The organism is Marinobacter sp. MMG032 (assembly GCF_040112695.1).
Lineage (GTDB): Bacteria > Pseudomonadota > Gammaproteobacteria > Pseudomonadales > Oleiphilaceae > Marinobacter > Marinobacter salsuginis.
Genome location: NZ_CP157802.1, coordinates 3383770 through 3396267, shown reverse-complemented (window position 1 = coordinate 3396267; position 12498 = coordinate 3383770). Strand labels below are relative to the sequence as shown.

Here is a 12498-nt window from a genome sequence, read left to right as displayed (position 1 = left end):
CTTCTCCTGCCTATCAGACTTCAACGTCACGACGTTCGGATGCAAACCACTGGTACACACTGGGCAACACCACCAGCGTCAGCAGCGTTGAGGTGATCAGACCGCCAACCACAACCGTCGCCAGCGGCCGTTGGACATTGGAACCAATACCGTCGGCCAGCAACAAGGGAATCAGCCCCAGAATAGCCACCGAGGCTGTCATCAGAACCGGCCGCAAACGGCGTTGAGCACCCAGCTTGACTGCTTCAATGACTTCGTAGCCTTCGTCCCGCAACTGATTGATGTAGCTCACCATCACCACACCGTTCAGTACGGCTACGCCAAACACAGCGATGAACCCCACCGCTGCAGGCACGGAGAGGTAAAGCCCCGTCACAAAAAGCGCGACAATGCCACCAGTAACCGCAAAGGGCACATTCATGAAGATCAGCGCCGCATAGCGCAGACTGCTGAATGCGGAGAAAAGAAGCAGGAAAATAAGCGCCAGGGTAATCGGCACAACAATCGCCAGCCGCGCCATGGCCCTTTCCTGGTTCTCAAACTGACCACCGAACTCCACGAAATACCCCGGCGGCATGTCCACTTGCTTTTCAATCCGATTGCGCAAATCCTGAACAACACTGCCCATATCGCGACCACGTACGTTCATCTGCACGTACTGTCGCCGACTGGCATTGGAGCGTGAAATTTTCTTGGGTCCCGCGTACATCTCAACATCTGCCACCCGTGAAAGCGGTATCAGCTCGCCGCTGTTGCCCCTAAGGGGAAGCTTCCTGATTTCATCGATGGACCCGCGATAGGACTCTTGCAGCCGGGCGAAAATCTCAAATCGCCGGACACCGTCGAAAACCAGCCCGGCGCTTTTACCGCCAATACCGGTTTCAACCGTACTCATCAGGTTATCGATGCTGATGCCGAACTGCGCCAGCACTTCACGGTCGGGGCGAATAACGATCTGTTTTTTACCCGCACTCTGCTGCGCGCGCACATCCGTTGCACCCGGCACATCATTCGCCAGGGCCGCTACCTCCCTGCCGATCCGGCCCAACTCGTCTAGGTCATCGCCGAAAATGCTGGCAACCAGTTGCGCCTGAACGCCTGACAGGAGTTCGTCGGTTCTGAGCTGAATCGGTTGGGACAGATTGTTGGCAAGCCCCGGGACCCGTTCATCCAAAGCCTCTGCAATCCTGCTTTGGAGATCCTCATAGCTCACGTCCTCTCGCCACTGATCCAGGGGCTTCAGATTGACAAGCGTCGCGACAACGTTCACAGGTTCAGGATCACCACCCACTTCGGCACGACCGATCCTGGCATAGGTGCCGGTGACCTCTGGAAATTCATCTACAACGGACTGAATCCGTTTGCCATATTTGATGGCGGATTCAAGACTGGCTCCAGGTGGCAGTGTCGAGCGAATCTGGAACGTGCCTTCCCTGAGCGTGGGAACGAATTCGCTTCCGAGATAGGGAAAGAGCAGAAGACTGCCTGCAAAAGCAACGACGGCCACGCCCATCACAATCTTAGGGACTTTGACGACAGTATTCACCACCGGCTTGTATAACCGGTTCAGGAACAGAACCAGCTTCGGCTCCTTATGTTGCCCACCCATTTTGAATGAGAGCGAGGCCAGAACCGGCACCAATGTCAACGCGAGTAGCAGCGCACCAATCAACGCGAAGCTGATGGTGTAGGCCATGGGCGAAAACAGCTTGCCCTCAACGCCCTGCAGGGTAAACAGCGGCAAAAAAACAATGATAATGATGCCAATCGCAAACACGATCGGACGAGCCACTTCCCGAGCGGACTCACCTACAAGCCTCAAAACGCTGACCTTTTCATCGGATCGCTCCTCAAGGTGTCGGAAGATGTTCTCTATCATCACGACAGCGCCGTCCACCATCATGCCGATGCCGATAGCCAGCCCCCCCAGACTCATCAGGTTGGCCGACAGGCCCGACATGCGCATGGCAATGAACGCAAAGAGTACAGACAACGGCAATGTCGCCACCACGATCAGTGTGGAACGAACATTTCCGAGGAACAGATAGAGAAAAACCAGTACCAGAACCGAACCTTCAAGCAGTGCTTTCTCGACAGTGCCTATAGCCTTGCCCACCAAGTCTGCCTGAGAGTAATACGCTTCAATCTTCAACCCCTCTGGGAGGGACTTGTTCAGATCGTCGATTTTCGCATTGACGTCCTCAAGCACCTGACTGGTGTTGGTGCCAATCAATTTCATCACGTAACCGCCCACGGATTCCTCACCCGAGGACACCTCTGCCCCACGGCGAATCGCTGGCCCAAGCCCAACCTCCGCCACATCCTTGACGTAAATAGGGGACTCACCCTCACTCTTGGACACAATGATGTTCTGGATGTCTTCGATGCCTTCGTAACCTGAGTCGACCCAACCGTAACCGCGAACAATGTACTCTTCACCGCCTCGCGTAATGAAAGAGGCGCCGACGTTACGATTATTCTGGGTGAGAGCGCCGCGAATATCAGACACCGTCAAGTTCCTTGCCTGAAGCTCCTGCGCATCGATATTGACCTGGTATTGTTTTACCTCGCCGCCGATGGACAGGACACCGGTTACACCCGGCACGGTTCTGAGCTGTGGCTTGACAATCCAGTCTTGGATCGTGCGGATTTCCTGCAGGCTGTACTGCTCTTTATCCTCAGTTTCCAAGGAATACATCAGGATGCGCCCAAGACCGCTTGCGATGGGCCCGAGTTCGGGTTCCCCCATCCCTTCGGGAATCTGGCGCTTGGCCTCGGATAGCCGTTCGTTAACTAGCCGCCTGGCGAAGTAGATATCGGTGCCATCTTCGAAATAGATGGTCACCCGCGAAAGTCCGAAAATCGACGTGCTCTGCACTTTTTCTAACTTGGGAATTCCATACATGCTGATCTCAACGGGATAGGAAATCAGCGTTTCGATATCAACTGGCGACAAACCAGGACTGGTAGTGAACACCTGAACCATGGTCGGTGTCGCGTCCGGAAACGCATCCACCGGCAGTTTTTGAAATGAAAATATGCCGGCAACGATCACGGCGATAGCAAAAACAAGCGTCATCAAACGATTGTTCAGCGCATAATTCACAATTGCGTTGATCATGCTCCCCCCGAGTATTAGTGTCCGTGAGCGGCGCTGCGGCCACTGGCGGTAATGGCCGACATCAGATCAAAAGCGCCCACTGAAACCACTTCCGTGTTTGCGCTGATGCCGGACTTAATCTCTATCCAGTCGTTAGCCTCCTTGCCAAGAGTGACTGGAACCGCCTTGTAGGCTCCCCTTTCATTACCCGGAACAAATACAACGGACTCGTCATCGATGGTTTGCACGGCATCGTGTGGAACCAGGGGCAGTGATGCCGCCGATTCAGTCATGATTCTGGCCGTGGCGTAGGTATTTGGACGAAGGTCGCCGTTGGGGGATTCGAGTACAACGCGAACCGGAATGGTGCGGGTTTCCTCATCAAGCTCATTTGAGATCCAAGACACTTCTCCGGTGTGAAAGCGGTCTTCAACCGACTTTGAGAAGACCTGAACTTCATCTCCGACGGATACCCTGCCAATGTCAGTTTCGGCAACTTGCAACATCACCCACACCACAGAGGTATCAGCCACGGTAAAGGGCGTATCTGAAGAGCTTAAGGTTTGGCCCAACCTGGCATCCATGCGCTCAATACGCCCCTGAATAGGAGAACGGAGCGCGTACTGTGCGAGACTGCTATCAGCGCCTGACGAATCACTGCCAAAAACCGCCAGTTGCTCACGAATTGAATCGTACTCCGCTGTAATTTCAAGATAAGCAGCCTTGGCGTCCAGGAACTCTTCTTCGCTGGTGAAGCTTTCACTCCGCAATTGCTTTTCTCGCTGATACTCCGCAGTCGCGGCTTCTTTCCGAGCTTTCAACGAGTTTAGGCGAGAACGAATGCGAGCCAACTCAACGCTGTTCAGCGCGGCCAACAACTGGCCTTTTTCAACCTGGTCCCCAAGATCAACAGCCAGTCTCGTAAGCTTTCCCTGCAGGAGCGGCCCTACCTCAGCGACGCGATCCGGAACGTAATGAACTTCAGCTGGCGCAGTCACGATATTGTCAGCTCGGCCTCGGGGCACCGTTACAGTCTGCACGGAAAGCAACTCCCTCTGCTCTGGGGTGAGATGAACTTCGCGGGCCTCACTGCCTTCAGCCGAGTGCCCAGCCTCACCCTTTTGGTGCTGCCCTCCTTCGGCTTCCTCGGCGCCGTGCGCCAGTGGCTGATAGACCAGAAAACTGATCGCGACAAACATTATCTGCATATTTCGAATCATCTAAACACCTTCGATATAAGAGAACGTTCAACCATTAATTTTCTTGCCATCAGGAACCGGATGACATTGAAAGGGCACCACCGGTGCTCACTTCCAACGCCCGGACGGCATCGATATAGTCGTGTTGCACTTGGACATATTCCTTCCTCACCGACAAAAGATTGTCCTGGGCAGCTAGGACATCGGAGGCATCGACTTTTCCCGCTTGAAGAGCTTTCTGCATCAGTTGCAGCGTTTCCTCCGAACGTTCGAGAATCGACTCGTTCATCTGGCGCAGTCTGCGTACGGCGGATTCGTACTGAGCTACAGCAGACACGACCTGGCGTTCAGTCGCCAAACGCAGCGCTTCGGCCTCAAGCTCGGAGATTTTCAACTGAGCCGAGGCCTTCCTTTTTTCACCGGAATAGTCATGAAACACGGTCAGAGGCATCGACACACCCGCACCAAAAAGGTTGGATCTTTCCTCCCGCTCGTAGAACCCGAACACTTTCAGGTTCGGAATCGTTAGACTCTTGGCCAGTTTCAGGCCGGACTCATTCGCAGCAATTCTGGCTGCTGCCGCCTTCAGATCCCCTCTCTGGCGCTGAGCCATCGCGACCAGGCGATTAGTTGGTGGCAAGTTGGCACGAGCTACATTGAGCTCTCCCAAGACCTCTACCGCATCAGAGGGGGACACCCCAAGAACTTCCGTCAGGTCAATTTTTGATTGCCTAAGCTTTTGCTCCGCTTCGGCCTTCTGGTTCTTAGCTCTTGCCAAGCCAATGACAGCGGTATTGAGGTCAATTCGGGTCTGTTTGCCCCGCTCAACGGACACCTCAACCAGCTCTTTGGTTCGCCGCATTAGCTCAACGGTGCGGCTTGCCGTTTCCAGCTCTTTCTGTGCAAGCAGAATCTTGAAGTAGGCCGACCGCACTCGGGCCTTGGTCGCCACCTTCAGGTATTCAAGTTCCTGCTGTTGAGAAGTGAGAGTGCTCTGAGCACGCGACTGACCGAGATCGCCCCGATTGCCCATCCAGACTTCCTGAGTGACCCGAACCTCGTAATTCAGTGCCTGATCCGCCTGATCTGGATTGTCACGGCCACTCAGCTCAAGCTCAGGGTTGCTGGGCGCCCAGCGGCTGGCATGATCGAGGTCAGCTTCCTGCATGGACACCGCAGCCCGCCTCAAAGCCAACACCGGGCTATTCTCAAATGCCATTACCATTGCCTCATTCAAGGAGACAGCCTGGCTGGCCTTGGCTTGCTGGTACTCCTTGAGTGAAACGCTCTCCCCGGTGGTGGCTGCCGCCGAAGGCATGACGTTCAAGACTCCGGGTACTATCAGCACCCACAACAACAGTCGTTTGTTCATTCAATATCATCCTGGCTATTTGACTGAGATACATGAATCAGCGTTTTCGCCGTAAATTCCAAGACGACCTTACAGACAAACCTTTAAATCAGTCTGAATGCCGCTCCATAAGAGCTACATTGCGACTGAACGGACATTACTAGCGAACTTTTGGATTAAATGCCGAGGGCAGGTCGAATCGACGAGACAATGGCAGGGATAACGTCGTAAAAGGAGGAGAGGTGAAAGAGCCCCTGACGGCATCGCGTGTAAGTGAACAATAACGTACGACGGGCCTACTGAGGCCCGTCGTGGGGTCCAACTATGTGAAGCAATGTAATAATGAATTAAAAGCTAAACTGCGCAGCCAACTGAAGACGGGTGTTGTCAGCTGACTCACCGTTTGCAAGTTCTTTGTTGGCGTACGACAGCTCAACCCCTACAGTCACCGGATCAGCTACTTGGTAGAAGTTGCTGAAGTAAGCGCTCTCTAGGGTTTGGAAAGAGTTTGGAAAGAGAGTCTCGTCCTGATCACCCTCTAAAAACCCATAGGCCACACTCGTGGTGAATTTTGGCGTCCACTTATGGCTCGCCGCCACGTTGAAGCCGTAAGCCTCGATAGTTTCGAGATCACCATCGGAAGTTATATATGCCTCACCGATGCCAGTCCGACTCGCAGTGCTGTCGTTGTTACTGTACGAGCTGTAAAGATAACGACCTACACCATCACCCAAAACAACTCCGGCCATGAGCGAGGTTTCTGAAGTGACGTTGAGTCGACCAGCCGCCATGACGCCATATCCAAACGCAGCGTCGTCACCTGTAGCACTGACGTCGTCGGTCTTGAGAGAACGGGCCAGGCCAGCAACCTCAAATCCACCACCAGACCCTGCCCACTTGTAACGGGCGGTAAGGTCAGGAACGGTATCACGTGAACCTTCAAACCCACTGGTTTCAGGGTTTTCAGCTGACACCGAGAACTGTCCGTCACCTATTCCCATCGTGTAACGAATCTGTGCCTGACGAATAAAGCTCACACCTACCGGCCCATTAAAGTCCAGTGTGGTCGGGTAAGCCGTAAAGTGCATAAAGTTACTCCACGTCTGACCCGCAAGCCAGCCGTTGAGCTCGCCATAGGCGTGACGAATACGAAGCCCCCGTGAATTGGAGAACAGTTCGTTGCCACCACCGCCGTAGAAGTCTGCCTCAACAACCGTCTTGGCTTCTCCAATATCGGTCGGGGTACTGGTTCCGAGACGCACTCGTGATTGACGGGCATGCGCTCTCAAAGAGCTATCACCATCCTCTACGGATGTATCGAGAACACTCGGGTCGTGCAAGTCACCGATATCCTGGTCTGTGTCGTAAATCATATCCAATTTTACGTAACCACCAATCGTAACCGAAGTGTTAGTGCCGGGCAGCAACCACCCCTTGGAATCATTGGTCCCCGCCATCTGATCCACCTGACTGCGCAAGTCATTGATCTGCTTTTGAAGTTCCGCAGTTGATTGCGCCAAAGCAGATGGGACCACCAGGCCCATGGTTGATATCGCAAGTGTTGCTCTTATCGCTAACCTGAGTTTTTTAGTTTGCATTATAAATCAGTCTCCGTGAGCTTTCGTTATAAGATCCCCTACCGGCGATCGACACCTCATAAACCAAACGCGAAGGCGCTTCGGTTACAGACCACCACCGGTAAGTTGCTGGTTATGCCGGCACTTTCGGCCAGAACAACGCATCGCCATTGATAGCAGATGAACTTGAAACGAAATTGAAAAAAATACCCCCTTAATACCTTTGTATTAACGACCCCATCGCAACCGTTCTTACACCCGTGTCCTCTTTTCATGATTTAATTTTATTTTTTCAAGCTGAGTTAAAGTTCATCTGGTTCCATCAGGGTGCACATCATTCAACTTAAAGGTGACTCTATGAGGAACTATCTCTGGCTCACATCGTTAGCATTAGCCTTGGCGGCAGGAAACCTCCATGCCACTGAGGCCAAGGACGATAAGTTAGCACAAGGCATGCTCTCCAAAAGCAGCATTCAGGATATGAAGAGACAACATAAGGTAATGACACAGGCGGCGTTATCTGAAGTGGGCATGGAGGCACGCCGAAAATTGATGTTATCGACTAAGGACGATATCTATCACGAGATGATCAAATCGGGAGATATCAATCTATCTCAATTGGACCAATTTTCAAAAGATCAGTTTATTCATTAGAAATAATGTCGCATTAATAGAATTTTTGATTGAACAATAGAAACTTGTCGACAAAGATCGTTTTAAAACCAGTTGCATCGTGAATGGTCTCCACCATTCCGTCTTGCCGCACTACTTTTGTAGTGCGGCTTTTTTAGGCCTAGATTTAGTCGATAGCAACTTCCAATTACCTGCTTGGCAGACCACATGCCCAGAAAAAAACAACGCCCTTCAATAAAACGGAAACTGCTTACTTTCCTGACACTAACGGGTTTCGCGTGTACCGGGGTAATATTCTTCTCACACACCCTTTTAATCGACTATATCCATGACGAGCTTCACAGGCAGCAGCTAGAGGCTGCAGCTAACCGGCTCTCAAAGACACTAACAAATGATAAAGAAGAAATTACAAAATCTTCTCTCAGAGATTTTTCATTGTCCCAATATTCTGTTCACATCGAAGACAGTCAAGGTCGGAGTTTTACAAGCGAGAACATTGAACCGAAATTACAGGTGGTAGAATCGTTCAGAAATCCTGGAATTTTTCACATATCGTATAATGATCGATCAATCCTTGGATACTACAAAATATTTAATAACAGACAAGATAAGCTAAGCGTTACTATAATTGAAAAAAGCTCCTACTCCCCAAACACTCTTGACAAAATCCACGGTCTTATATGGATCATATCATTTACAATTCTCGTTACGATATCAATCATCATATTTATTGGGGTAACTATCGCACTAAAACCTTTAAAAATGATGAGCTCCCAATTAACGTCGCTTAAAAATGGTGAGCGTAATAGACTGGATGAGAACGTACCTGAAGAATTCACTGAACTTGTCAAACATCTTAATCGTCTATTAGAGTCGTACGACAAAAAACTTTCCCGTTCACGCCACCTAGCCGCAGATATTTCTCATAGCTTAAAAACCCCCCTTGCCGTCATAAACTCCATGATCAATGACGAAGCCATTCCCACCACAATCGCGAGTCAAATTAAGTCTCAACTGTCTGAAATGCACGAGCTGATCGACACTCAAATGAGAAAAACCGAAATGTCCGGTCAGTACATTGGAAAGGCGACACCGATCATTGAGAGAACTCTGGCACTGGTGGACGTAGTCAGTCGAATCTATCCTTACAAACAGATCCATCTTCAAGAAACATTACCCAGAGAGCTTGTCTGGCCAATTGATGAGCGTGATTTTAATGAGATCTTGGGTAATGTCCTTGATAACGCAAGCAAATGGTGCTCTCAGGAAGTTCATCTACACTTGAAACTTCACGATGACACTTTGACCATTCTTGTTGAAGATGACGGCCCCGGAGTAGCGTCACACCAGCTTGCCGATCTTACCAGGCGCCAGAAAAGACTGGACGAAAAAACTCCTGGCTATGGCCTTGGCCTATCAATCGTTGAGGAAATCACCAATGACTACGGTGGCGCCATGCATTTTTCTATATCACCCAAAGGTGGTCTGCGGGTTCTAATCGAGCTTCCCAGAAGCATTTGACGACTACAAGGGCAACTTATCCAGCTTTAGTCAGCGACCAGCAGGCATAGCAGCCCGATACACCAACGTCTCAACATCAAAACTGTTGCTTTGAACTGAGTTCTCATCAGGCGACATAAAGAACAACCCTGTATTACCTGATACGGGCGACACCGGAGCCGACGTTAGAAGACTTGTTGACTGCGTTTGGGGAGATTTCCCGGATCTCAGCGTCAACCAATCAACTCGCGTATCATAAACACCTATCATATCTTCGGCTGCACTGGATTTCTGTGGAATCCCGATATTAACTGGGTCCTCACCGGAGCGTACGAGCAGGTTCGGCAAAAATAGTGTTTGCCTCGGACTAAACACCAGCTCAGGCGACACGTCGTAAGTCATACTCGTGCCTGCCACCCGGTTTCCAATTTCATAGTCCAGCTGTGGGCCCTCAGTGCCAGCAGGGAAAAATGAAACCTTCCCTTGGGAGACGGTCACCATATTCAAAGGTCCCGGTTTGCTCTGAACAACAGCACCGATTACCCGAAACACTGACGTGTATCGACTTAACTTTTCATGATCGGCCTTATAGAGGTCAGGCCCGTTCGGTGAGATTAATATCTCATAAATCTCTGAACCAAACCCCTGCTCTGAGTAGAAAGACTGCCCGAGAATAGTTTCCCGGCGTCCGTCAGCATCCAAATCCTGCAACCCCAAAATTAAGGGAATGAAACCGATGGCTTCGGCCTCCCCCTCGGCCAACTGGATCAAAGAACTTGAAACGCGACGGCCATTCCACTGATTTAAAATGAGGTAGTATGAGTTCTCTGAAACGTACCAGTCCATTCGGATGACTTTCTCCCGACGGGGCACCTCAATGGACGCCAGGCTCTGAACAGCCCCACTGGAATTAACATGGAAAAAGCTGAGTTTGTTTCCATGCTCCGCCGCAAAATAGTAATCGCTGCCAGAACGAAACGCGGACAACGACTTTGCGTTGATGGGCAGTCTGGCAAATGGAGACGCTAAAGCCTCCTCCTCAACCGGACCTACCCGACCTTCTTCAGCATTGGTCTGTACGATGCCGACCAACCAGGTGTTATTGTAAGTCGCAACGGCTTGACCTCTCCCGGTAACCTGAAAACGCACCAATGGCACATCGTTTGACGCCTCTGGCTCGTCCCGCCACAAAAGATCAGGAAATCGGGCTTTCAACGCCGGCGTTACCGCCCTGGGGTCGCCGGCTCTATCAGTAAACACCGCCGGGATACCGTAAAAGCGTTTCGATACAGCGCCAACGGAGGGCATCGTTCCAAACAGCAATTTCCCTACCGCCTGATCCTTTCCGATACTCTCGATACCGATGACTGCAAGGTTTTGCTCCAGGATGCCTGCATGATCAGGCTCCCACAACACAACAAATAAATCACCTACCTCAACAGTGGCATCGTCGACTGTGAGGGAAAGCACTTTTTGATCACGATCTACCTGAGTGACCTTTGCCTTTGCTGGATGCTCACGCTCAACCGCCTGTACCGCACCAGCTAGTAGTAGCATCAGGAACACAAATACTGCAGAACGAGTCATCATAGGAAAAAGTCACTTAATGCGGATTCATTTTGTATAACAAAAGCGGGGTGGCGCTCCCACCACCCCGTTCTTGTTAGAACTTGTACCTTACCCGACCGGCAACATGAACAATGTCCTGATCGCTTTTGCCGTCCTGCAAGGCAGTTTCTTCCAGCGCATCCATAGCATCGCCTGATGCCAGGTATGCAGCTTCTGCCGACAGCTCAAGCGAAGGGTATGGGAAGTACGAGACCTTGGAGCCAAATTCCAGTCCGAGATCTTTTGAGGACGATCCATCGGCAAGTGCAATGTCCTCAGCCAAGCGGTTGTAGACAATCATTCCGCTGACCGTAATATTGGCCGCTACTTTATGATCGAGCTGTAGCTTGTTCATGAAATACCCTTTGTCGAGGATATAGGGTGTTTCGGCGAAGTAGTCATCGCTCGTCATGTTTTCCTGAAAAATCATACTGTCGCTGAAGTCGACATCCGTGGCGATGAAGGCGTCGAAGTCCCCGTCTTGCTCATTGCCATCGCCCGATGCGTAGAGCACGGTGTACGTCAGTTGGTTTGGTCCAAATTGCAGCCCGAGCTCGCCGCGTCCCAGAAAGGTCGAAAGGTCATAGTTCGTATTGGGATTCGTAGCACCATTCAATGGGACGAAATTTACACCTTCTATTGTTCCGCTTTGGCCAATCACCGTACCCTTCACGAACATGCGGCCTAGCGACGTCTCTTGACCGTAATCCATCTCCACCCCAAAGCTGGAAACGGAATATTTGGAGTTATCAGCGATACTCTTCAGTTCATACTCCCTGCTATTTACCGTACCTATTCCCTCAGCAATTTGATCATTCATCTGATAGAGATAGAAGAGGCCCGCGCTCAGGTTCGGTGAGTAACGCTTGTTCAGGTTGATCGCAAAGTTGTCCGCGCCATCCCAGCCTTCGTCCTGTTCTGAGTCGACGCCGCTCTCATTGGAAGAGTCACCTCGCCCCCATAACAACTGATAGTCAAATCCAGAGCCCAGTGAGCCTTTCCAAACAGCGGCTGTGGCGGTTTCAGTCCAGACATGTCGGTTCACTGACACCGGCTGCAAGCCCAGCGATACGCGCTGGTCTAGCGTGTTGGGCACCAAAAAATCCACATAAGCCCACCGTGTTTCGATGTTCACACCATCACCGGAATAGTCGCCACCCGAACCCTCACCGTAGCGGATGCCTCCAATCTCCGTCGCGAATACACCGGTAACGTTTTTGTCGTCGGAAGTTGCCTTCGCCCAGAAGCGATATTTGACCTCGCCGAAGCTCTCGGTCGGCTCGTCATCTTTCAGCGTACCGCCACCTGAGTTACCACCAGAAAACCAGTCTCTTTGATTGGTGTAAGCCTGAAAGCGGTTATCCATATCACCGTGGAATTCAATCTCCGCTGCCGTCGCGGCCCAACTTCCCGACAGTGTTGTCATCCCCGCAATCGCAGTGGCCAGAATGTTGCGTTTCAACGTAGTCTCCTCCAGTTTCTTTCTTGATTGTTTGTGATGTTCGATTCGTACGGATAGTGGCGTAAATC

8 protein-coding genes are annotated in these 12498 nt (G+C 51.3%); 2 read left to right on the top strand and 6 right to left on the bottom strand.

All coding sequences use genetic code 11. From position 1 onward, the window contains the following. Positions 1–13: 13 nt before the first annotated feature. From ABNF92_RS15645 to ABNF92_RS15630, 4 genes are all read right to left on the bottom strand, one after another. Positions 14–3121, bottom strand: a complete 3108-nt coding sequence (locus ABNF92_RS15645) for a CusA/CzcA family heavy metal efflux RND transporter (protein WP_014575741.1) — start codon at positions 3119–3121, stop codon at positions 14–16. Positions 3122–3135: 14 nt separating this feature from the next. Next, on the bottom strand, positions 3136–4320 hold the full coding sequence (locus ABNF92_RS15640) for an efflux RND transporter periplasmic adaptor subunit (RefSeq protein WP_014575740.1): 1185 nt from the start codon (positions 4318–4320) through the stop codon (positions 3136–3138). 49 nt (positions 4321–4369) lie between these two features. Next, positions 4370–5671, bottom strand: a complete 1302-nt coding sequence (locus ABNF92_RS15635) for a TolC family protein (RefSeq protein WP_041644862.1) — start codon at positions 5669–5671, stop codon at positions 4370–4372. Positions 5672–5997: 326 nt separating this feature from the next. Then, the gene (locus ABNF92_RS15630; protein ID WP_014575737.1) at positions 5998–7248 is read right to left on the bottom strand and encodes a DcaP family trimeric outer membrane transporter; all 1251 of its coding nucleotides are present in this window, start codon (positions 7246–7248) and stop codon (positions 5998–6000) included. A 336-nt stretch (positions 7249–7584) separates the two neighbouring features. Between ABNF92_RS15630 and ABNF92_RS15625 the strand changes: the two genes are divergently transcribed. Together ABNF92_RS15625 and ABNF92_RS15620 are read left to right on the top strand one after the other, a co-directional pair. Next, positions 7585–7881: a hypothetical protein gene (locus ABNF92_RS15625; RefSeq protein WP_041644860.1), complete on the top strand. Its 297-nt coding sequence runs from the start codon at positions 7585–7587 to the stop codon at positions 7879–7881. A 186-nt stretch (positions 7882–8067) separates the two neighbouring features. Next, the gene (locus tag ABNF92_RS15620; protein WP_349342670.1) at positions 8068–9381 is read left to right on the top strand and encodes an ATP-binding protein; all 1314 of its coding nucleotides are present in this window, start codon (positions 8068–8070) and stop codon (positions 9379–9381) included. 30 nt (positions 9382–9411) lie between these two features. Here the strand turns inward: ABNF92_RS15620 and ABNF92_RS15615 are convergent, their stop codons facing one another. Beyond that, positions 9412–10950, bottom strand: a complete 1539-nt coding sequence (locus ABNF92_RS15615; RefSeq protein ID WP_014575734.1) for a hypothetical protein — start codon at positions 10948–10950, stop codon at positions 9412–9414. A 73-nt stretch (positions 10951–11023) separates the two neighbouring features. Then, positions 11024–12430, bottom strand: a complete 1407-nt coding sequence (locus tag ABNF92_RS15610; protein WP_014575733.1) for a hypothetical protein — start codon at positions 12428–12430, stop codon at positions 11024–11026. Between the last annotated feature and the right edge of the window lie 68 nt (positions 12431–12498).